19 protein-coding genes are annotated in these 20,509 nt (G+C 73.9%); 9 read left to right on the top strand and 10 right to left on the bottom strand.

What is annotated here, in order from left to right; all coding sequences use genetic code 11:
• The first annotated feature begins 21 nt into the window (after positions 1 to 21).
• Positions 22 to 1,542, top strand: a complete 1,521-nt coding sequence (locus CLV43_RS36460; protein WP_106193305.1) for an alpha/beta hydrolase — start codon at positions 22 to 24, stop codon at positions 1,540 to 1,542.
• 406 nt (positions 1,543 to 1,948) lie between these two features.
• Here CLV43_RS36460 and CLV43_RS36455 read toward each other — a convergent pair whose 3' ends face one another.
• The 5 genes from CLV43_RS36455 to CLV43_RS36435 all read right to left on the bottom strand — a co-directional run bounded on the left by CLV43_RS36455 (position 1,949) and on the right by CLV43_RS36435 (position 5,851).
• Positions 1,949 to 2,518, bottom strand: coding sequence for an NADPH-dependent FMN reductase (locus CLV43_RS36455; protein ID WP_106193303.1), 570 nt, complete (start codon positions 2,516 to 2,518; stop codon positions 1,949 to 1,951).
• The gene (locus CLV43_RS36450; RefSeq protein WP_106193302.1) at positions 2,515 to 3,249 is read right to left on the bottom strand and encodes an alpha/beta fold hydrolase; all 735 of its coding nucleotides are present in this window, start codon (positions 3,247 to 3,249) and stop codon (positions 2,515 to 2,517) included. Before CLV43_RS36450 ends, CLV43_RS36455 begins: the two co-directional genes overlap by 4 nt.
• On the bottom strand, positions 3,246 to 4,382 hold the full coding sequence (locus tag CLV43_RS36445) for an FAD-dependent oxidoreductase (RefSeq protein ID WP_106193300.1): 1,137 nt from the start codon (positions 4,380 to 4,382) through the stop codon (positions 3,246 to 3,248). Before CLV43_RS36445 ends, CLV43_RS36450 begins: the two co-directional genes overlap by 4 nt.
• A gap of 13 nt (positions 4,383 to 4,395) precedes the next feature.
• The gene (locus CLV43_RS36440; RefSeq protein WP_106193298.1) at positions 4,396 to 5,100 is read right to left on the bottom strand and encodes a TetR/AcrR family transcriptional regulator; all 705 of its coding nucleotides are present in this window, start codon (positions 5,098 to 5,100) and stop codon (positions 4,396 to 4,398) included.
• Between the two features lie 97 nt (positions 5,101 to 5,197).
• On the bottom strand, positions 5,198 to 5,851 hold the full coding sequence (locus CLV43_RS36435) for a TetR/AcrR family transcriptional regulator (protein ID WP_106193297.1): 654 nt from the start codon (positions 5,849 to 5,851) through the stop codon (positions 5,198 to 5,200).
• A 247-nt stretch (positions 5,852 to 6,098) separates the two neighbouring features.
• On the opposite strand from CLV43_RS36435, the gene CLV43_RS36430 reads away from it, so the two are divergent.
• The gene (locus CLV43_RS36430; protein ID WP_245887227.1) at positions 6,099 to 7,433 is read left to right on the top strand and encodes a GAF domain-containing protein; all 1,335 of its coding nucleotides are present in this window, start codon (positions 6,099 to 6,101) and stop codon (positions 7,431 to 7,433) included.
• Complete coding sequence (locus tag CLV43_RS36425) at positions 7,430 to 9,247, top strand: NAD(P)/FAD-dependent oxidoreductase (protein ID WP_106193296.1); 1,818 nt, start codon at positions 7,430 to 7,432, stop codon at positions 9,245 to 9,247. The genes CLV43_RS36430 and CLV43_RS36425 overlap by 4 nt, the downstream gene beginning before the upstream one ends.
• Positions 9,248 to 9,268: 21 nt before the next feature.
• On the opposite strand, the gene CLV43_RS36420 is transcribed toward CLV43_RS36425, so the two are convergent.
• Complete coding sequence (locus CLV43_RS36420; RefSeq protein WP_106193295.1) at positions 9,269 to 10,168, bottom strand: LysR family transcriptional regulator; 900 nt, start codon at positions 10,166 to 10,168, stop codon at positions 9,269 to 9,271.
• 86 nt (positions 10,169 to 10,254) lie between these two features.
• Here CLV43_RS36420 and CLV43_RS36415 point away from each other — a divergent pair, with 86 nt between their 5' ends.
• Positions 10,255 to 11,595 carry an aspartate aminotransferase family protein gene (locus tag CLV43_RS36415; protein ID WP_106193293.1) on the top strand — a complete coding sequence of 447 codons (1,341 nt, stop codon included), beginning with the start codon at positions 10,255 to 10,257 and terminating at the stop codon, positions 11,593 to 11,595.
• Positions 11,596 to 11,634: 39 nt separating this feature from the next.
• Here the strand turns inward: CLV43_RS36415 and CLV43_RS36410 are convergent, their stop codons facing one another.
• Positions 11,635 to 12,378, bottom strand: a complete 744-nt coding sequence (locus tag CLV43_RS36410; RefSeq protein WP_106193292.1) for an SDR family oxidoreductase — start codon at positions 12,376 to 12,378, stop codon at positions 11,635 to 11,637.
• A 155-nt stretch (positions 12,379 to 12,533) separates the two neighbouring features.
• On the opposite strand from CLV43_RS36410, the gene CLV43_RS36405 reads away from it, so the two are divergent.
• A complete protein-coding gene (locus tag CLV43_RS36405) occupies positions 12,534 to 13,436 on the top strand; it encodes a LysR family transcriptional regulator (protein WP_106193290.1) in 903 nt (300 codons plus the stop codon).
• A 3-nt stretch (positions 13,437 to 13,439) separates the two neighbouring features.
• On the opposite strand, the gene CLV43_RS36400 is transcribed toward CLV43_RS36405, so the two are convergent.
• Positions 13,440 to 14,333 (bottom strand): alpha/beta fold hydrolase, encoded by an 894-nt coding sequence (locus CLV43_RS36400; protein WP_245887226.1) that lies wholly within the window; start codon positions 14,331 to 14,333, stop codon positions 13,440 to 13,442.
• Positions 14,334 to 14,550: 217 nt separating this feature from the next.
• On the opposite strand from CLV43_RS36400, the gene CLV43_RS36395 reads away from it, so the two are divergent.
• A complete protein-coding gene (locus CLV43_RS36395) occupies positions 14,551 to 16,959 on the top strand; it encodes an ATP-binding protein (protein ID WP_245887225.1) in 2,409 nt (802 codons plus the stop codon).
• An 18-nt stretch (positions 16,960 to 16,977) separates the two neighbouring features.
• Here CLV43_RS36395 and CLV43_RS36390 read toward each other — a convergent pair whose 3' ends face one another.
• Positions 16,978 to 17,574: a TetR/AcrR family transcriptional regulator gene (locus CLV43_RS36390; protein WP_170156170.1), complete on the bottom strand. Its 597-nt coding sequence runs from the start codon at positions 17,572 to 17,574 to the stop codon at positions 16,978 to 16,980.
• A gap of 76 nt (positions 17,575 to 17,650) precedes the next feature.
• Between CLV43_RS36390 and CLV43_RS36385 the strand changes: the two genes are divergently transcribed.
• Positions 17,651 to 18,553: an alpha/beta fold hydrolase gene (locus tag CLV43_RS36385; RefSeq protein ID WP_106193285.1), complete on the top strand. Its 903-nt coding sequence runs from the start codon at positions 17,651 to 17,653 to the stop codon at positions 18,551 to 18,553.
• Here CLV43_RS36385 and CLV43_RS36380 read toward each other — a convergent pair.
• Positions 18,523 to 19,437 carry an SDR family oxidoreductase gene (locus CLV43_RS36380; RefSeq protein WP_106193284.1) on the bottom strand — a complete coding sequence of 305 codons (915 nt, stop codon included), beginning with the start codon at positions 19,435 to 19,437 and terminating at the stop codon, positions 18,523 to 18,525. The two genes, CLV43_RS36385 and CLV43_RS36380, sit on opposite strands and share 31 nt — an antisense overlap.
• Before the next feature lie 120 nt (positions 19,438 to 19,557).
• On the opposite strand from CLV43_RS36380, the gene CLV43_RS36375 reads away from it, so the two are divergent.
• Together CLV43_RS36375 and CLV43_RS36370 are read left to right on the top strand one after the other, a co-directional pair.
• The gene (locus tag CLV43_RS36375) at positions 19,558 to 20,142 is read left to right on the top strand and encodes a TetR family transcriptional regulator (RefSeq protein WP_106193282.1); all 585 of its coding nucleotides are present in this window, start codon (positions 19,558 to 19,560) and stop codon (positions 20,140 to 20,142) included.
• A gap of 1 nt (position 20,143) precedes the next feature.
• Positions 20,144 to 20,497: a hypothetical protein gene (locus CLV43_RS36370; protein WP_106193281.1), complete on the top strand. Its 354-nt coding sequence runs from the start codon at positions 20,144 to 20,146 to the stop codon at positions 20,495 to 20,497.
• The last annotated feature ends 12 nt before the right edge of the window (positions 20,498 to 20,509 follow it).

The raw sequence follows: 20,509 nt of genomic DNA, 5'->3' as shown, positions 1-20,509 counted from the left end.
GCACCGCGGCGTATCCGCGCGGTGAAGACAACTCGATGGACGGTTCTCGCCGCCGTGGCGGGTGTGGTGTGCTCACTGCTCACCGCGACGCCCCAAGCGGTCGCCGGAACCGATCAGGTCCCCACCCCGGTCCTGTCCTGGACCGACTGCGCGGGCGGATTCCAGTGCTCCACGGCCGGGGTGCCGCTGGACTACGACCAGCCGACGGGCACGCAGACCTCCCTCGCCCTCATCAAGCTCCCCGCGACCGACCAGGCCCACCGGATCGGCACGCTGTTCGTGAACTTCGGCGGACCCGGCGCGTCCGGTCTGCAAAGGCTGCGGGAACGCGGCCAGTGGCCGTGGCTGTTCTCGGCCGAGCTGCGGGCCCGCTTCGACCTGGTGTCCTGGGACCCCAGGGGCATCGGCGCCAGCGCGACGGTGCGGTGCTTCGACAGCGTGGCCGAGCAGCAGGCGTTCCTCGGCGGGCTCCGGGACTTCCCGGCGACCGCCGCGGACGAGCCCGCCTTCTACGCCGGGTACGACGAGCTGGCCCGGCGCTGCTCGGAGAAGAGCGGCGCGCTGCTGGAGCACGTGTCGACCGCCAACACCGCACGGGACCTGGACCTGCTGCGGCGCGCGGTCGGTGACGCGAAGCTGACCTACCACGGCATCTCCTACGGCACGCACCTCGGCGCGGTGTACGCAAACCTGTACCCGAACCGGGTGCGCGCCATGGCGTTCGACGGCTCGATGGACTTCGAGGGCAACGCCACCGGCCACGGCGACCAGGGCACCGCGGTGCCGCTGGACACCCGGCAGGACGTGCCGCGCGGTGCCGCGGAGACGTTCGCCTCGTTCCTGCGGCAGTGCGCCGCGCCAGGTGCGGACTGCGCGTTCGCGGGCGGCGACCTGAACGCCAAGTGGGCCGCGCTGGTGGCACGGGTCAAGGCCGCGCCGATCACCGTGGACGGCGAGACCTACGACTACACCGCGCTGATCGCCAGGGTGAACGGCGACCTGGCCACGCCCGAGGTGTGGAAGGACACCGCGAGCACGCTGCAGGCGCTCTACACCGCGCCCGCCGCGCGGACGCTGGTGGCGGGCGAGCCGTACACCAGCAACCGCACCGAGGCGTTCAACGCGATCCAGTGCGCGGACAGCACCTTCCCGCGCACGCAGTCGGCCTACACGCAGTACGGCGCCTCCGAGGACCAGCGCGTGCCGTACTGGGGGCGCATCGCGGTGTTCGACATGATGGCGTGCGCCACCTGGCGGCGTGCCGACGCCGACCGGTACACCGGCCCGTGGGACAAGGTCACGTCCGCCACGATCCTGGTGATCAACAACCGGTACGACCCGTCGACGCCGCTGCACGGCGCGCTCGACGGCGCGGCCGAGCTGGCCCGCACCCGCGTGCTCACGGTCGAGGGGTCCGGCCACAGCACGATGCTGGTGCACTCCGCGTGCGCCGAGCGCGCGAAGCGCGAGTACCTGATCTCGGGCACCCTGCCCGCGGTCGGCACGACGTGCGGAATCGACCGCGCGCCGTTCGCGGCCTGACGATTCCCGGAAAACGCGTGCGGCGGGGAGATGTGGAATTCTCCCCGCCGCACGCCTCATAGCGCACCTCGTGGCGAGTGCGCGAACCAATTTCGGGAACCCGCATTCCGGAGAACGACCGGAATGCGACCAGCCGACGCCCCCAGGCAGCGGTCGACGGTGTTACTGCTCGAAGAATGCCCTGCTCAGAGCACTGCGGGTACGCTTGAGGCACCCGGCCAAAGCAGCGGCCAACCGGCCTGCCGACTCCTCCTCGGCCCGGATCTGGGACCGGCTCTTGTGCGTCAGCATCCAGTGCATGTTGACGGTGACGGGATCGGACATCAACCCCCCTCTCAGTCGGAGGAAACGCGGGGTGTCGGACCTGATCCATTCTCGCGCACGGCACCGGAAAGGCGCATCCGAATTATCCGGCGACCCCGGCGCGCAACGGGGCGAGCGCCTTGCTCCACGCGACCAGCTGGTCCAGGGTCGTCGCGAGCGCGGCCGCCTGGCGCTCGGCCGGGGCGAACTCGCCCCGGTTCGCGAAGTCGGCCGCGAAGGTCAGCTCGACCTGAGCGCTGACGTCGGCGACCTGGAGCGAACCCATGACCTGGCGCAGCTGCTCGACCGCGCGGACACCGCCGGAGTGCCCGTAGGACACGAAGGCCGCGGCCTTGTTGTTCCACTCGCGGTAGACGCGGTCGAGGGCGTTCTTCAGCGCTCCGGGCACCGCGTGGTTGTACTCCGGCGTGACGAACACGTACCCGTCGTACCCGGCGACGGTCTCCGCCCACCGCCTGGTGTGCCCGTGGGTGTAGCGCCCCGCCATCGGCGGCACCGGCTCGTCCACCTGCGGGAGGTCGACCTCGGCGAGGTCCACCAGCCCGAACTCGGCGTCGGTGCGGGTCCGCGCCCGGTCGAGCACCCAGCGGGCGACGGCCTCGCCGTTGCGGCCGGGGCGGGTGCTGGCGAGGACTACGGCGATCGTGGTCATGGGGTCTCCGCGGTGAGGAAGGTGTCGATGGCGGCGAGGGTGGCCTCCGGCTCCTCCCGCGTGGGCACGTGGCCCGCGCCGGGGATGAGCTCGAAACGGGCGTCGGGGAACGCGGCCGCGTACGCCCGGCCGAAGTCGGGGCTGACGACGAGGTCGTCCTCGCCCCACACGACCAGCGTCGGCGTGTGCACACGGGCGAGCCTGCGCAGCAGCTTCGGGTCCGACATCGTCGGCCCTCCGTAGGCGCGCACCGCGGCCATGGCGGCGGCCGAGGGGCCACCACCCGGCGGGCCACCACCGGGAGGGCCGCCCGCTCCGGGCGGCCGACCGCCGGGGACGCGTACCGCGATGCCGGGGACCTCGGGGCCGACGGCGTCCACCAGCACCAGGTGGCCGATGCGCCGGGCGCGGTCGCGGACCGCCATCTCGGCGGCGACCCAGCCGCCGAAGGAGCAGCCGAGGACGACGACGTCGGCCAGCCCCCGGTCCTCCAGCAGGTCCAGGTAGGTCGTCGCGAGGTCGTCGACGCCGCTGAACCAGTCCGGCCGCGGGGTGTCGTCCCAGCCGGGGTGCACGGGCGCCAGGACGTGGTGCGTCGAGGCGTAGTGCTCGACCACCGGGGTCATGCTGTCGGGACCGGAACCGCCGTGCAGCACGAGGAACGGCCTGCCCTCGCCGGTCTCGGTGACGGTCAGCGCGAGGTCGTCGTGGAGCACGAGCACGTCGGTCACCGCTGCCCCATCCCCTGGAAGGCGGCCACGAGGCCGTGCGGGGCGTCGGCCCGGAAGCAGAGGTCCAGGCCCTCGACCGACTCCTGCGCGGACCGCGCGGCGCGCGGGAACATCGACTCCTCGTAGGCCGCCAGCGCCTTCTCCACGTCGTCGGAGTGCTCGACGAGCGCGGCGGCGAGCTCGCTCGCGTCGAACAGGGCGAGGTTCGCGCCCTCCCCGGCGAACGGGGACATCAGGTGCGCGGCGTCGCCGATCAGCGTCACGCCCGGCGCGCGGTCCCACCTCGTCCCGACCGGCAGGGCGTGCACGGGCCGCGCCACCAGCGTGCCGTCGGCGTCGGTGACCAGCGAGCGCAGCCGGTCGTCCCAGTCCTCGAAGTGGTCCAGGAGCGCGATCCTGGCCTCCGGGGAGTCGACGAAGTCGGCCGACCAGCCCTCCGGCGTGCGCAGCGCGCAGTAGACGTGCAGGCCGCCGTCGGGGTCGCGGTGGCCGAGGAACCCCTTGTCCTCGCCCAGGGCGAACAGCATCCCGGAGCCGACGACCTCGGCGGCACCGGGGTGGCGGACGTCCGCGTCGTCCAGGTTCGCCTCCACGAAGGACAGTCCCGAGTAGACCGGGGTGGCGTCGGTGAGCAGCGCCCGCACCTTCGACCAGGCGCCGTCGGCGCCCACGAGCAGGTCCGTGGTGACGGTCGAGCCGTCGGCGAACGCCACCTCGTGGCGGCCGTCGGACAGCGCGCGGACGCCGGTGACCTTGGCGCCCCAGCGGATCACGCCGTCGGGCAGCGAGGCGAGCAGGATGTCGCGCAGCGCCCGGCGGTTGACCTCGGGCCTGCCCCGGTCGTCGCCGTCCTCGCCCTCGTCGACCAGGACGGTGGCCGAGCGGTCCAGCACGCGGGTCGCCTCGCCGCCCGCGTGGATCGCGGCCCGGAACTCGTCGACCAGGCCTGCCGCGCGCAGCGCCACCTGACCGGTGTCCTCGTGGATGTCGAGCATGCCGCCCTGCGAACGGGCGGTGGGCGAGGCGTCGAGGTCGTACACGGCGGCCTCGACGCCGTTGAGGTGCAGGATCCTGGCGAGCGTCAGGCCGCCGAGTCCCGCACCGACGATCGTGATCGGGTGGTGTGCGGACATGTCTGGTCCTCCGTCAGTGGGGGTCGGTCGCGGTCCTGGGCGTGGTCGCGATGCCGTTGACCAGCGCGCGCAGGATCCAGTCGCGGCGCGCCGTGGGCGGGCCGGAGAGCAGGTCGGCGCCGACGGCGGCGACGTGCGGGTGGGTCTCGGCGGAAGCACCGAGCACCTTGCTGGTGAGCGTCTCCCAGGCACTCGCGTCCGCGGCCTCGTCCTTGTCCTCGGAGGCGTGCTCGGCGGCACTCGCGGTGGAGTGCAGCATCAGCACGTCGACACCCCATGCCGCCTGTCCCGACGGGACACCACCCTGCTCGAACAGCGCGAGCAGACCCTCGATGAGGGCGAGGTAGTTGTCCCCCGACGGCCGGGCCACCAGTGCGGACTGGGCGAGGCCGGGGTGCCGGAAGAGCAGCCAGGTGTAGGAGGTGACGACCTGCGCCAGCCGGTCGCGCCAGTCGCCCTCGGCCGTGACCGGCGAGAGGTCGACCGACCCGATCAGCTCGTCGAGCACCGCCGCGTGCAGCTCGGCGGTGTTGCGGACGTAGACGTAGAGCGAGGCCGCGCCCGTGTCGAGCTCCTGCGCCAGCCTGCGCATCGTGACCCGCTTCAGGCCTTCGGCCCGCACCAGGTCGACGGCGAGGGCGACGATGCCTGCGCGGGAGAGCGCGGGCTTCGCCGGGCGGTCGCGACGGCTGCGCGGTCCTTCCGGGGCAAGTGCCATGGGCCGAAGATAACGAACATGTTCGTTCCGAACAAGTTCGTAGCGAACGTGTTCGTGATGGCGCGCGTCACAGGAAGGCCCACCAGTCGGAAGCGGATCAGTCGGGTGGCGGGCAGACCAGGTGGCGGAGGTCCAGCGGCGCGGGCGGGGGCAGCGGCACCTCGGGGTCGACCAGGTCCGCGCGGAAGGAGTGCAGGAGGAACGCGACCAGGCGGCGGGACGCGGCCACGGCGGCCTCCGGGGACTCCGCCGTGATGCCGCCGTTGGCCATCAGCAGGAGCGCCAGGTCGTTGCGGTCGAAGTCCGGGCGCAGCTTGCCCGCGTCCTTGGCGCGCTGGACCAGCTCGTCGAAGCCGCTGTCCAGGTAGAGGCGTTCGTCGTCGAGGGGGATCGCGTCGGGGAACGTGGAGACGAAGGCGGCGGCGAAGCCCTTGTCCACGGCCTGCATGGCGCACACCGTCTCGACCACCGAGCAGAAGGCCTGCCAGGGGTCGGGCTTGTCCAGGGCCCGGTGGACCACGGAGGCGCACTCGGCGAACTGCTCGGTGAACGCCTCGATGATCAGCGCCTCCTTCGTGGGGAAGCGGCGGTAGAGCGTCGCGATGCCCACGCCGGACCGGCGGGCGACCTCGGCGAGCGTGACGTCGAGGCCCTTGGCGGCGAAGAGGCGGCGGGCCGTCTCGACGATGCGGTCGCGGTTGTGCCGCGCGTCGGTCCGGAGGGTGGCCGCGGGAGGTGCCTCGGTGGTCACGTGCCCAGCGTAGCCGAAGTGGACGACCCCCTCCGTTTGTCCGACCCCGGTGCTGGCGGGCCGCCCGCGGACACGGCCGGAGCGCCGTTGCAACCCCGCTGCAACGGTTCCGCGGGCACCCTCCGATGCGCCACGGTCGTCCCGCACGGCCGGTACCCGACGACGAGGTCAGGTGACGATGGGCGCGACGGCTCCTGGGGGTACGACGACCGTGGTGCCCGCCGCGCTGCGGGGTGACACTCGACGGGTGACCCACGACACAGTGCCGCCTGCCGGGCCGTTCGAGGCCGCGGTGCCCGCGGGCGAGGACCCCGGTCGGTACGCCCACCTGCTGCGCCGGATCCGGGACGCGGCGCTGGCCGGGGAACGGCCGCCCGCGGCACCGAGGTCGCTGGTCGGCGAGTCGTGGCGGCGGACGCTCGGGTTCGGGGTCGACCCGGACCGCGGGAAGGAGCAGCCGGAGGCGGTCGGCCCCGACGAGGTCGAGCACCGGCGGCACCGGGGGAAGCTCGCGCGGGCCCTGCCGGTGCTCGGGGACGTGCTGCTGCCCGCCGCGGAGGACGCCGGGCACGTGATGGTCGTGGTCGACGCCGAGGGCGTGGTGCTGTGGCGGGACGGGCCGCGCAAGATCCAGCGGCACGCCGAGCGGCTGGGGTTCGCGGTCGGGGCGAACTGGAGCGAGCGGCACGTCGGCACGAACGCGATCGGCACCGCGCTCGCCGTGGGCAGGCCGGTGCAGATCTACTCGGCCGAGCACTTCGTCAGGTCGCACCACTCGTGGACCTGCGCCGCCGCCCCGATCCTGGACCCGGTCGACGGCGGGCTGCTGGGAGTGGTCGACGTGAGCGGGGCGGCGGCGACCGTGCACCCGAGCACGCTCGCGCTGGTGGACGCGGCGGCGCGGATGGCGGAGTCGTTCCTGCGCGAGGAGCACCACGGGGTGCTGGACGCGCTGCGGGCGACGGCGTCGCCGCTGCTGGCCGGAACCCGCGACCCGGTGCTGGTGACCGATCCGCACGGCTGGGTCGCCGCGGCGGTCGGGGTGGCGCCGGTGGCGCGGATCGCGCTGCCCGCCGAACGGGACAGCGACCACGTGTGGATCCCGGAGTACGGCGCCTGCGGGCTGGAGCCGGTGCCCGGCGGCTGGCTGGTCCGCGTGCTGTCCGACGACGCCGCGGAGCCCGCGCCGACCCGTGTCGAGATCGCGCTGGACGACCCCCGGCAACCGCGGGTCGAGGTCGTGTCGGCGTCCGGCCGGTGGTCGCACCGGCTCACCCCTCGGCACGCGGAGCTGGTGCTGCTGCTGGCGTTCGCGCGCGACGGCCGCAGCGGCGCCCAGCTGTCGCAGGACCTGTTCGGCTCCCCCGACCACGTGCTCGCCGTGCGCGCCGAGATCTCCCGGCTGCGCCGCCACCTCGGCGGTCTGCTGCTGCACCGCCCGTACCGGTTCGCCGACTGGGTGGACGTCGTGGTGCGCCACCCGTCGACCCCCGACCAGCTCCTGCCCGCGTCCACGGCCCCGGCCGTGCGGCGACTCCGGGCCGCCACCGCTCCCCCGAGAGAAACCGGAGTCGCCTCATGACCGAGACCCTCAAGCAGACCGGCGCGGCCGCCACTGCCACGACGTGGCTGGCGGACTTCGAGTCGGCGCTGGAGTCGGCCGACGCCGACGCCGTGGCGCGGCTGTTCGGCGAGGACTGCTACTGGCGCGACCTGGTCGCGTTCACCTGGAACATCGTCACGGTCGAGGGCCGCGACGGCGTGCGGGACCTGGTCGCGGAGACCGCTCGACGGGTGCGGGCGCACGACTTCCGGATCGCCGACGACCTGGGCGGTGCCGCCGAGGGCGACGGCGTGGTGGAGTCGTGGATCGCGTTCGAGACGTCCGTCGGCCGGTGCGTCGGGCACCTGCGGCTGCGCGGCGGGGTGGCGTGGACGCTGCTGACGACGATGAACGAGCTGATCGGGCACGAGGAGCCGCTGGCGGGCAGGCGGCCCAAGGGCGCCGAGCACGGGGCGAACCCGGACCGGAAGACCTGGCTGGAACAGCGCCGCGAGGAGGCCGAGCAGCTCGGGCGCACCACGCAGCCGCACACCCTGGTGGTCGGCGGCGGGCAGGGCGGGATCGCGCTGGGCGCGCGGCTGCGGCAGCTCGGCGTGCCCACCATCGTCGTGGAGCGCTCCGCCCGCGCGGGTGACGCTTGGCGCAACCGCTACAAGTCGCTGTGCCTGCACGACCCGGTCTGGTACGACCACCTGCCCTACCTGGACTTCCCGAAGAACTGGCCGGTGTTCGCGCCGAAGGACAAGATCGGCGACTGGCTGGAGATGTACGCGCGGGTGATGGAGCTGAACTACTGGACGTCGACCGAGGCGCTGAGCGCGTCCTACGACGCCGAGGCGCACGAGTGGACGGTGGTGGTGCGGCGCGACGGCGAGGAGATCACGTTGCGCCCCAAGGAGCTGGTGCTCGCCACCGGGATGTCGGGCAAGGCGAACGTGCCGGTGTTCGAGGGCGCGGCCGTGTTCCGCGGCGACCAGCACCACTCCTCGGCGCACCCCGGACCCGACGCCTACCGCGGCAAGCGGGCGGTCGTGATCGGGTCGAACAACTCCGCGCACGACATCTGCGCGGCGCTGTGGGAGAACGACGTCGACGTCACGATGGTGCAGCGGACGTCGACGCACATCGTGCGGTCGGACTCGCTGATGCGGATCGCGTTGGGCGGCCTGTACTCCGAGGAGGCCGTGGCCGCCGGGATGACCACGCAGAAGGCGGACCTCACGTTCGCCTCGCTGCCGTACCGGATCATGCACGAGTTCCAGATCCCGGTGTACGACGAGATCCGCAAGGTGGACGCGGAGTTCTACGCCCGGCTGGAGCGGGCCGGGTTCCTGCTCGACTACGGCGACGACGACTCCGGGCTGTTCATGAAGTACCTGCGCCGCGGCTCCGGCTACTACATCGACGTGGGCGCCTCGGACCTGGTGGCCAACGGCGACATCAAGCTCCGGTCCGGTGTGGACGTCGTGCGGCTCACCGAGGACTCGGTCGTGCTGTCCACCGGGGAGGAGCTGCCCGCGGACCTGGTCGTGTACGCGACCGGGTACGGCTCGATGAACGGCTGGGCGGCCGACCTGATCTCCCAGGAGGTCGCGGACGCCGTCGGCAAGGTGTGGGGCCTGGGCTCGGCGACCACCAAGGACCCCGGCCCGTGGGAGGGCGAGCAGCGCAACATGTGGAAGCCGACCCGGCAGGAGGCGCTGTGGTTCCACGGCGGCAACCTGCACCAGTCGCGGCACTACTCGCTCTACCTGGCGTTGCAGCTCAAGGCGCGCCACGAGGGCATCCCGACCCCGGTGTACGGGCTGCCGGAGGTGCACCACACGAGCTGACCGGTACCGCCGCCCCCGTGCTCAACCGGGGGCGGCGGCCGGCACCGGCAGCCGCCGCACGGTCTCCAGCACGAGGTCGACCGCCGCGCGCGGCCGCACCCCGCGGCGGGTCACCGCCGTGATCGTGCGGGTCACGGCGGGCGCCAGCTCGCGGGTGGCGACCCGGTAGCGGGGGTCGACGGCCAGCGCGGGCAGCAGCGCGACCGACAGCCCGGCCTCGACGTGCTGGAGCGTCAGCATGTAGTTGCTGAACCGGCAGACCACCCTCGGCTCGAACCCGGCCTGGCGGCACAGCCGGGTGGCGAGGGTGGCCAGGTAGGACTGCGGGATGTCGAACGCCCAGGGCTCGCCCGCGTACGCGGCGAGGTCGATCGGCCCGCGGCCCGCGTGGTCGGACGGCACGACCAGCACGATCGAGTCGGCCGCCAGCGGGACCACGTCGACGTCCGGCCCCAGCGGCAGCTCGACGAAGTCGGGCGTGGTGATGATCAGGTCCACGTCGCCCACGCGCAGCGCCGGGATGCTCTCGTGCGGCTCCAGCTCCAGCAGCTCCACGTCGATGTGCGGGTGGGTGCGGGCCAGAGCGGTGACCGCCGGGACGGCGAGGGTGTGGATCGCGCTCTGGAACGCGCCCACCCGGACCAGCCCGGCCGGTTCCTCGCCCAGCCCGCGCAGCTCGCCCTCGACGGTCTCGATGTGGTCGAGGATCGCCCTGGCCCGCCGCGCCAGCATCAGCCCGGCGGGCGTGAGCCGGACCCGGCGGCCGGTGCGCTCCAGCAGCTGGGTGCGGGTCTCGGCCTCCAGGACGGCGAGCTGCTGGGACACCGTCGACGCGCTCAGGTTGGCCGCCTCGGCGACCGCGCGGACCGTGCCCAGGATCTCCAGCTGGCTCAGCAGCCGCAGCCGCCAGGGGTTGAGCATGGGGCCATTGTTGTGCGGTTCCGCCGAACAGCACACCCGGAATCGTGAGATGGACGTGTCGCTCGGGCCGACCTAGCTTCGCTTGTATGGCCGCACCGATCACCGAAGCGATCACAGGACCGACGTCCACCGACTTCTGGGCCGACGCCCGACGGCACCTCGTCCGCTACGGCGGCGGGTTCACCCCCGAGATCATCGACCGCGCCGTCGGGAGCTTCCTGTTCACCGAGGACGGTCGGCGGATCCTCGACTTCACCTCCGGCCAGATGAGCGCGATCCTCGGCCACTCGCACCCCGAGATCGTCGAGACCGTGCGACGGCAGGTCGGGACGCTGGACCACCTGTTCAGCGGGATGCTCAGCCGCCCCGTGGTCGACCTGGCCCGGCGGCTGGCGGGCACGCTGCCCGCGCCGCTGGAGAAGGCGATGCTGCTGACCACCGGCGCCGAGTCCAACGAGGCCGCGCTGCGGATGGCGAAGCTCGTCACCGGCAAGTACGAGGTCGTGTCGTTCGCGCGGTCGTGGCACGGCATGACGCAGGCCGCGGCGAGCGCGACCTACAGCGCGGGCCGCAAGGGCTACGGGCCGTCCGCGCCGGGCAGCTTCGCGATCCCCGCGCCCAACACCTACCGGCCGGACTTCACGAACCCCGACGGCTCGCTGGACTGGCGGCGCCAGCTGGACCACGGGTTCGAGCTGGTCGACGCCCAGTCCGTCGGCAGCCTGGCCGCGTGCCTGGTCGAGCCGATCCTGTCCTCGGGCGGTGTCCTGGAACCGCCGCCGGGCTACTTCGCCGCGCTGCGGGACAAGTGCCGCGAGCGCGGGATGCTGCTGATCCTCGACGAGGCCCAGACCGGCCTGTGCCGCACCGGGACCTGGTACGCGTTCGAGCGCGACGGCGTCGTCCCGGACATCCTGACGCTGTCGAAGACCCTCGGCGCGGGCCTGCCGCTGGCGGCCGTGCTGACCAGCGCCGAGATCGAGCAGGAGGCGCACGACCGCGGCTTCCTGTTCTTCACCACGCACATCTCCGACCCGCTGGTCGCCGCGGTCGGCAACACGGTGCTCGACGTGCTGACCCGCGACCGCCTCGACGACCGCGCGCTCGTGCTCGGCCGCGTGCTGCGCGAGGGCCTGGACCGGATCGCCGAGCGCCACCAGGTGGTCGGGGACGTCCGGGGCCGCGGCCTGCTGGCGGGTCTGGAGCTGGTCGTCGACCGGGAGACCAAGCAGAGCTCCGACGAGCTGGGCGCGGCCGTCACCCGCCGCTGCCTGGAACTGGGGCTGCACATGAACATCGTCCAGCTGCCCGGCATGGGCGGGGTGTTCCGGATCGCGCCGCCGCTGACCGCGACGGAGGAGGAACTGGCGCTCGGCCTGGAGATCCTGGACCAGGCCATCACCGACGCCACCACGCGCCTGGCGTGAGCGGGGTGGTGGTCGGCACGCCGACCACCACCCCGCTGCTCAGAGCTGGGAACCGCCGCCGTCCACGGCGAGCTCGGCGCCGGTGGTGAACGTGGCGTCGAACGCCAGGAACGCGACCGCCCTGGCGACCTCCGCCGGGTCGCCGAAGCGCAGCATCGGGTTCTGCGCGGCCATCTCGGCCTTCGTCCGGTCGGCGGCCTCCTGGGGCATCGCCCGGTCCAGGATCCCGGTGTCGATGGGGCCGGGGCTCACGGCGTTGACCCGGATCCCCCTCGGCAGCAGCTCGCGGGCGAGGCCGCGGGTCATCGACCGCAGCGCCGCCTTGGTGGCCGCGTAGGCGCTGATCGCGGGGATGCCCAGCACGTTCGCCACCGACGTGGTGAGCACGACACCGCTGCCCGAGGTCAACAGCGGGACCAGCTTCTGGACGGTGAAGTACGGCCCTTTCGCGTTCACCTCGAACAGCTCGTCGTACACCTTCTCGCTCATCGCCTCGAACGGGACGAAATCGGTGATCCCCGCATTCGCGAAAAGGGCGTCGACCGAGCCCAGTTCGCTTTCCACCCGACCGGCCAGCGCGTCGATGTCCGAGAGCGAGGAGGCGTCGCTGCGAACGGCTACCGCGTTCTTCCCGAGCTGTTCCGCCGCGGCGTCGAGCGCCTCTTGGCGGCGACCCGTGATGAGCACCCGCGCACCCCCTTCCACCAGCAACGCAGCCGTCGCCAGGCCGAGCCCGCTGCTCCCTCCCGTCACCACGACGTTCTTTCCGTCGTACCTGCCCATGTCGAGCCCCTTTTCCCACTGCGAAACGTGATCCGAACAGCCGCCACCAAGGCGGTGATCCCATTCAGGACCGGTTCGGAGCGGCTGTCCAAGACCTGTTCCGCACCCCGTCATGCGCCCCGCGCATGACGGTCGGGACGAGTAGGCTCGACACCATGACGGACGCCCATCCGACCACGGGGCACGTGCTCGGCTCGGACCTCGACCTGAGGCTGGTCGGCTACTTCACGGTCGTCGCGGAACACCTGAACTTCGGCCGGGCGGCCGCCGTGCTGCGCGTCGCCCAGCCCTCGCTCAGCCGCCAGATCCAACGGCTCGAGGAGCAGCTGGGCGTCCGGCTGCTGGACCGGACGCCCCAGGGCAGCCGCCTCACCGAGGCGGGCCGGGTTTTCCTGCCGCGGGCGCGGGCGCTGCTCGACGCCGCCCACGAGGCCGCGCTCACCGCGCGGGCCGCCGCGCCGCCGCACGAGATCTCCATCGGGTACGTCGAGGACCTCGTCATCACCCCCGCGGTGCGCGAGCTGCGCCACCGCCACCCCGACGCCCTGGTGCGCACCCACCACCTGGACTGGACCGACGCCCTGGCCCTGCCGGAGCGGCGGGTGGACGCGCTCGTCGCACGGGTGCCGCTGCCGTTCCCGACCGACCGCCTGCGGGTGACCGTGCTCTACGACGAGCCGCGGGTGCTGCTGGTGCCCACGTCCCACCGCCTGGCGGGCAAGGAGTCGATCAGCGCGGGCGACCTGGTCGACGAGGGCCTGGTCTCCTGCACCGGGACGGCCGCCGCGTGGGGCCCGCCCCGGTCCCCCGAAGGCGGGCCCGCCGGTCCGCCCGTCGAGCGCTTCGAGGACAAGCTCGAGCTCGTCGCGAGCGGCTTGGCGGTGGCGGTCGTGCCCGCGGGCGACCGGCGCAGCACCCTGCGCCACGACGTCACGACCGTCCCCATCGAGGACGACGAGCCGTACCAGGTCGTGCTCGCCACCCGCGTCGACGACCCGAACCCGCTGGTCGACGTCTTCCGCGAGTCGGCGCGGGCCCACCTCACCGGTGCCGCGTAGGCGTCACTTCACCTGGGCGACCACGCGCTGGACGGCCTGCACGGCCACGTCCGGCTGGTCGACGTAGACGTAGTGGGTGCTCTCGGCCGCCGTGGTGAGCGTCGCCCTGGTCGACACCGCCAGCCACTTGCGCTGACCTTCGGCCCACAGCCGGTCCAGGTCGGGGCCGTAGACCGGGAGCTCGGCGAAGACCGGCTTGCCGTGTTCGACGACCTCGACCGGGATGGCACCGGCGGAGCGGACCTCGCCGTCGGTGATGACGAACTTCTCGGGGTTGTCCCCCTTGCTCGTGGCGACCAGCTGGGCCCGCACCTCGGCCGCCGGGCCGGTCTCCGACTCGGGGATCAGGGTCGAGGTGTCCGCGACGGCCGTGGGCGACGTGGCGTCCAGGAGGACCAGCCCCTTGACCTTGTCCTGGTGGTCGGGCGCGTACCGGGCGGCGATCAGACCGCCCAGCGAGTGGCCGACGAGCACGACCGGACCGCCACCGGCGACCGCGGCCAGCACACCGGTCAGGACCTTGCCGCTGGACTCCGCGTCCTGCGGGTCCTTGGGCTGGTCGCTCGCGCCTTCCCCGAGCCGGTCGTAGGCGCAGACGCGGTTCCCGGTGCCGAGCGCCTTGCGCAGGTCCGCCAGCTTCTCCAGCGGGTCCCCCAGCCCGGCCAGCAGCACGACGGTCGGGCCGCCCGCGGCCTCACCCGCGCAGTCCACGGTCACGGAGTACCCCTCGACCGTGATCTTCGCGGTGCCGGAGACCGGCTTCTCGACGGTGGACGCGGCGGACGTCTCCGGCGGCGCGGCCTCGGACTCCTCGTCGCAGGCGGCGAGGAGAGACCCGACCAGTGCGACGCAGGACAGGGTGAGCGCGGTGCGCGATCGGGAACCAGTGGACAGCAACGTATCGGCCTTCGTTCGGTGGTGACTGGCTTGGGGTCCGGGCGAGCGGTTCACGGCCGCGGACCGGGCGGCTAGGAAGCTAGCGGCGACCGGGTCGCGACGGCCGGATCCCGGACGAATCCGGATGCCGGCGGGAACACGTCGGCCCGGCCCGAAGCCGGTGTCGCTATCCTTCGGTGCTCCGAAGGTCGAAGCGGTCCGGGGATGTGAGTCCGAGTTGCCAACGTGGAAGTCCGGCGACCTGCCGGATCCCGGCGGGTGCGGCTCGTTGGACGAGTTCGCGACCGCGTTGCGGCGGTTGAAGGTCTGGGCGGGCGACCCCTCGTACGAGTCCATCAAGGACCGCGTCAACGGCGCCTGGGCCGCGGCGGGCAGGCCGGCGGCCGAGCTCGCGGGCAAGTCGACCGTGGCGGACTGCTTCCGGTCGGGACGGCGGCGGCTGAACACCGATCTGGTGCTCGCGGTCGTCGAGGTGCTGCACCCCGACCCCGACTACGCGGCGCGGTGGCGCCGGGCCCTGCGCGTGGTCGGCGACGACTCCGCGGCGGCGCGGCAGGTCCACGTCCGGGACGGCCTGCCGCGGGACGTCCCCTGGTTCACCGGTCGGGTCGACCAGCTGGCCCGGATCCGCCGGGCGGTCCTGGACGGACAGCGGGTCGTCGCCATCTCGGGCATGGCGGGCGTCGGCAAGACCGCGCTCGCCGTGCACGCCGGACGGCTGCTCGCCGACGGGCGGCGGGTCTTCTTCGTCGACCTGCGAGGGTTCGACCCCGACCTCTCCCCCGCCGACCCCGACGCCGTGCTCGGTGCACTCCTGCGCCTGCTGGGCGTGCCCGCCCGACGGCTCCCGCGCGACCCCGAGGGTCGGGCGGCGGCCTACCGCGACCGCCTCGCGGACACCAACGCGGTGGTGGTGCTCGACAACGCCGCCGACGCCGACCAGGTCCGGCCGCTGGTCGCGGACGTCCCCGGCTGCCTCACCCTGGTGACCGGCCGCAGGCGCGTGGACGGCGCCGTCCACCTCGGTCTGGACGTGTTCCCGCCGTCGGACGCCGAGGCGTTCCTCCGGCGGGCCGCGCCGGGGATCGCCGTCGGGCCCGACCCGGAGGCGCGCGCCCGCGTCGCGCGGCGGTGCGGACACCTCCCGCTCGCGCTCGGCCTGGTCGCCGGGTACATGGGCGGCCTGTCCGGCTGGACGCTGACCGACCACGCCGACCGGCTGGACCAGCGCCACGAGGACCGGCGGCTGGACTCCGCCGTCGGGCTCGCCCTCGACGTGTCCTACCGGCACCTGCCCGCGCCCGCACGGCGGCTGTTCCGGCTGCTGTCGCTGCATCCCGGCCGCGACTTCGACGGGGCCGCGGCCGCCGCCCTCGCGGGCACCGCGCCGGACGTGGCCCGAGGGCGGCTGCACCGGCTCGGCGGCGACCACCTGCTGCGGACCCCGGCACCGGACCGCTACGCCTTCCACGACCTCGTCCGCGCGCACGCCGTCGGCCGGGCCGACGACGAGGACCCGCCCAGCGCGCACCGCGCCGCGCTGACCCGGCTGTTCGACCACTACCTGGACACCGCCGCCGCGGCCGTCGCCACGGCGTTCCCGGTCGATGACGACGGACGACCCCGTGCCGCCCTCGTCGACCGGGCCGCCTTCGTCGACCGGGCGGACGCCCTGTCCTGGCTGGACGCCGAACGCCCGGCGCTGGTCGCCGTGGCCGGGCACGCCGCGGCCCGCGGCTGGCCGACCCACGCGACCCGGCTGTCCGCGACCCTGTGGCGCTACCTCGCGGGCGGGCACCACGCCGACGCGCTGGCGATCCACGGCCACGCCCACCGGGTCGCCCGCGCCACCGGCGACCCCGCGGGCCAGGCCCGCGCGCTGGCCGACCTCGGCCTGACCCACCTGCGGTCGGGGCTGTACGCGCGGGCGGGCGAACACCTCCGGCGGTCGCTGGACCTGTTCCGGCACACCGACGACCGGACCGGACGGGCCCGCGCGCTCAACGTCCTCGGCCTGGTCGACCTGTGGCTGGGCCGCTACCGGCTCGCCACCGACAACCACGGGCAGGCCCTCGACCTGTTCCGGCGAAGCGGCGACGTCGCCAACGAGGCCCGCGCACTGGGCAACCTCGGTGTCGTCCAGCTGCGCCTGGGCCACCACGCGCGGGCGGCCGACCACCAGTGGCGGGCGCTCGACCTGTTCCGGCAGACCGGCGACCGCACCGGCGAGGCGTACGCGCTGGACTGCCTCGGCACCGTGGACACCCGCCTCGGCAGGCCCGGCCGAGGGGCCGAGAACCACCGGCGGGCGCTGGCCCTGCACCGCGAGACCGGCGACCGCGAGGGGCAGGCGTGGGCGCTCAACGGGGTCGGCGACGCCGAGTTGGCCGCGGGCAGCCCGGCCGAGGCCGTCACCCACCACACCGCCGCGGGCACCATCGCCGCCGCCGTCGGCCACCGCCAGCAGGAGGCCCGTGCCCACGCCGGCCTCGCCCGCGCCCACCAGGCCCTCGACGAGCCGCTCGACGCCCGCCACCACTACGGGCGCGCCCTCACCCTGTACACCGACCTCGGCCTGCCGGAGGCGGCCCTGCTCCGCGACGACCTGGTGACCACCAGGCTGTGACGGCGGCCCGTCCGCGGCTCACGGCCGGACGCGTGCCCCCACGCCGGACCACAGCGCGTCGAACGCGGCGGCGACCAGCCTGGCGCGGGGCACGGCGGGGTGGTCGTGCCACCAGAGGGCGAGCGAGGCCAGCGAGCCCGCGATGACCTCGACCAGCATCTCCACCTGGTCGGGCTCGGCCTCGACCAGCACCCCCGCGACGAGCGGCACCAGGGCGGAGCGGCTCGCGCGGGTGGCGTCGCGCTGCGCCCGGCGGGCGTCCTCGTCGGCCGCGGAACCGTGGAACAGCACCGGGATCGAGCCGCGGCGCTCCTCGACGTGGGCGAACCAGGCGTCGAGCGCGGCCGTGAACCGCTCCCGTGCAGGCCCGCCGTCGCCGAGGCCGCTCCACGTCCCGCGCAGCCGGGCGTACTCGGTGTCGAGCACCTCGCGGAACAGCGCGAGCTTGGACGGGAAGTGGTCGTACAGCACGGGTGCCGAGATGTCCGACCGGCGGACGATCTCGTCGACCGAGGCACCGTCGTAGCCGCGTTCGGCGAAGACCTCGGCCGCCCGCTCGACGATCAGGGCGCGCCGCCGGGCCGCGGGCATCCTCGTCCTCTTCGGCGCGGTCACCGGCTCACCCCTTGACATCCACGGGACCCGACTACAACCTAACGCTCACTAGGTTACCCGAGCCGGGAGCGCGCCGATGACCGACCGACTGGAGACGTGGCACGGGTCGGGCACCACGACGCGGGTCCCGGTGCGCGGCACGCCGCGCGGCGTCTTCACCCGCGTGACCGGCACCGGGAGCCCGCTGGTGCTGCTGCACGGCTTCCCCGCGTCCTCGTTCGAGTGGGCCGGGGTGGAGCCGCCGCTGGCCCGGCGGCACACCGTCGTCGCGTTCGACTTCCTGGGCTTCGGCGCGTCGGACAAGCCGCGCGGCCACCGCTACAGCGTGTTCGAGCAGGCGGACCTGGCGCAGCGGGTAATCGGGTCGCTCGGCGCGGCCGGGGTGACGCTCGTGGCGTACGACTACGGGGCCATCGTCGCGACCGAGCTGCTGGCCCGCGAGCTGCCGTTCGCGGTGCGGCGGTGCGTCTTCCTGAACGCGGGCCTGTACGCCGACCAGTACCGGCCGCGCCTGGCGCAGCGGGCGATGCTGGTGCCGGGGGTGGGTCCGCTGCTGGCCCGCGCGTTCACCGAACCGGTGTTCGTCCGGTCCTGGTCCCGGATCTTCTCCCCGGAGCACCCGCTGGACCCCGATCTCGCCCGGCTGCACCACCGCGCGCTGCACGCGGGCGACCCGGAGCCCGGTCTGGCCGCGCGGCTGCTGGACTACATCCCCGAACGCGCCGCGCACCGCGACCGCCTCGAACGGGCCCTCGCCGACACCGCTGTCCCGCTGTCGTTCCTGTGGGGCATGCGGGACCCGGTGTCCGGCCCGCTGGTCGCCCGCGAGATCCGCCGCCGCGACCCCGGCGCCGATCTCGTCGAGTACCCCGACCTCGGCCACTGCCCCCACGTCGAGGACCCGGCGCGGGTGGCCGCGGACATCCTCGCGCGCACCGACCGCGACGGTCAGGAGACCGCGGCCGGGGTGGCGAAGTAGTCGCCGTGCGCCAGGTCCTCGAGCAGGGTCGGGTGGACGGGCGACCAGTCGAGCAGGGCGCGGGTGCGCGAGGCGGACACCGGCGCGTCCATGCCGTAGAGCATCGCCATGAAGGGGCTGGCGAAGTGACCCGCGGCGTCGACCGGTGAGAGCGGGACCGCGGGCAGGCCGAGGGCGTCGGCGATCGACTCCGCGACGCCGCGCAGGGTGACGCTCTCGGCCGCGCCGTGCAGCGCGCTGCCCGCGGGCGCCTTCTCCAGGGCGAGGCGGAACAGGGTCGCCGCGTCGAGCCGGTGCACCGCGGGCCAGCGGTTGGTGCCGTCGCCGACGTAGGCGGACACGCCCGTCTTGCGCGCGGTGGCGACCAGCATGCCGATGAAGCCGTGGTCCCCCGGACCGTGGACGGTCGGCGCGAGCCGGACCACGCTCGTGCGCACCCCCTTGTCCGCCAGGTCAAGGCAGGCCCGCTCGCCGGGGATCCGGAAGGAGGCGACGCCGTCGGGGTCCGGGGCGTCCTGCTCGGTGGTCTCCCGTCCGGCGGGCATGACCAAGGTGCCGGAAGTACTGACGAACGGCCTGCCCGTGCCCTCCAACACCCGGCCGATCGCCTCGATCGCGGTCCGGTCGCGCCTGGTCATGGGCTCGGGGTCGGCGAAGTCGCCGCCGAACGCCATGTGCAGCACGCCGTCGGCCGACTCGGCGCCGGTCCGCAGGACGTCGAGGTCGTCCAGGGAGCCGCGGAGCGGGGTGGCGCCCAACGACTCCAGCCGCGCGGCGGCGGCGTCCGAGCGGGCCAGGCCGGTGACGGTGTGGCCCGCCGAGATGAGCTCGGTGACGACGGCGGGCCCGGTGAGGCCGGACCCGCCGGTGACGAACACGTGCATGGGAGCTCCCTTTGGAGTCAGCGACTGGCACTACTTAGCGCCAGTCACTGACTCTACGGGTAGCGCCAGTCACTGGCGCAACGTAACGCCGGTCACTGGCGCGTGCGGTAGTCTCGGGCCGTGCCACGCAGCGGAGTCGAAGCGCGCCGCCGCCTGCGGGAGGCGGCGCTGGACCTCTACCGGGAACGTGGGTTCGACCAGACCACGACGGCCGAGATCGCCGCTCGGGCCGGTGTCAACGAGCGCACGTTCTTCCGGCACTTCCCGGACAAGCGCGAGGTGCTCTTCGACGGCGAGCCCACCCTGCGCGACGCGCTGACGCAGGCGGTGGCCGAGGCGCCGGACGGCCTGGAACCCCTCGACGTGCTGCTGTCCGCCTTCCGGAAGGCGGGCCGGGTCCTCGAGGAGACCCGCCCGTTCTCCGAACCGCGACTGGCCCTCATCGCCGTGACACCGGCGCTGCGGGAACGCGAGCTGGCCAAGGCCGCCGCGCTCACCGAGGCGGTGGCGGACGCGCTGCGCGAGCGCGGGGTGGCCGACCGGCTGGCCGACCTGGCCGCCCACACCGGCTGGGCCGCCTTCCACCACGCGGCCCAGGACTGGGTCGACGACTCCTCGCGGAGCCTGGACGAGCACCTTGCCCGCGCCTTCGACGACCTCCGCGCCCTCTCCGCCCCGAGCGGCGTTCCGCCCGAGGAGGCGTGAGGTGGCGCGGGTGCTGGTGATCGGGGTCGATCCCTCGAAACTCGAAGGCTGGGACCCGGAGCCGGTCCAGGCGGCGCTGGCACGGGGTCGCGCACGGTTCGACGAGCACGGCATCGAGGCCGACTGGTGCCTCGTGGACCTCGACGAGGACCCCGTGGGGGCGATCACGGCGGCGCTGACCGGCGCGGACCACGCGTGCGTGGTCATCGGGGGCGGCATCCGCACGCACGAGCCGCTGCTCGACCTGTTCGAGCAGGTGGTCAACCTGGTCCGGCGGCACGCGCCCGACGCGGCCATCGCCTTCAACAGCTCCCCCGAGGACTGCGCCGACGCCGCCCGGAGGTGGCTGACCTGACGGGAGGGCCCC

It is taken from the genome of Umezawaea tangerina, from assembly GCF_003002815.1.
Taxonomy (GTDB): domain Bacteria; phylum Actinomycetota; class Actinomycetes; order Mycobacteriales; family Pseudonocardiaceae; genus Umezawaea; species Umezawaea tangerina.
Note: the sequence above shows the minus strand (reverse complement) of the source record. Positions and strands in the feature narration are given on the sequence as shown.

Excerpts from the sequence above, each read along its gene's own strand:
- CLV43_RS36455 (WP_106193303.1), bottom strand. The coding sequence starts at position 2,518 with ATGACCACGATCGCCGTAGTCCTCGCCAGCACCCGCCCCGGCCGCAAC.
- CLV43_RS36445 (WP_106193300.1), bottom strand. The coding sequence starts at position 4,382 with ATGTCCGCACACCACCCGATCACGATCGTCGGTGCGGGACTCGGCGGC.
- CLV43_RS36440 (WP_106193298.1), bottom strand. The coding sequence starts at position 5,100 with ATGGCACTTGCCCCGGAAGGACCGCGCAGCCGTCGCGACCGCCCGGCG.
- CLV43_RS36425 (WP_106193296.1), top strand. The coding sequence starts at position 7,430 with ATGACCGAGACCCTCAAGCAGACCGGCGCGGCCGCCACTGCCACGACG.
- CLV43_RS36420 (WP_106193295.1), bottom strand. The coding sequence starts at position 10,168 with ATGCTCAACCCCTGGCGGCTGCGGCTGCTGAGCCAGCTGGAGATCCTG.
- CLV43_RS36415 (WP_106193293.1), top strand. The coding sequence starts at position 10,255 with ATGGCCGCACCGATCACCGAAGCGATCACAGGACCGACGTCCACCGAC.
- CLV43_RS36410 (WP_106193292.1), bottom strand. The coding sequence starts at position 12,378 with ATGGGCAGGTACGACGGAAAGAACGTCGTGGTGACGGGAGGGAGCAGC.
- CLV43_RS36405 (WP_106193290.1), top strand. The coding sequence starts at position 12,534 with ATGACGGACGCCCATCCGACCACGGGGCACGTGCTCGGCTCGGACCTC.
- CLV43_RS36385 (WP_106193285.1), top strand. The coding sequence starts at position 17,651 with ATGACCGACCGACTGGAGACGTGGCACGGGTCGGGCACCACGACGCGG.
- CLV43_RS36380 (WP_106193284.1), bottom strand. The coding sequence starts at position 19,437 with ATGCACGTGTTCGTCACCGGCGGGTCCGGCCTCACCGGGCCCGCCGTC.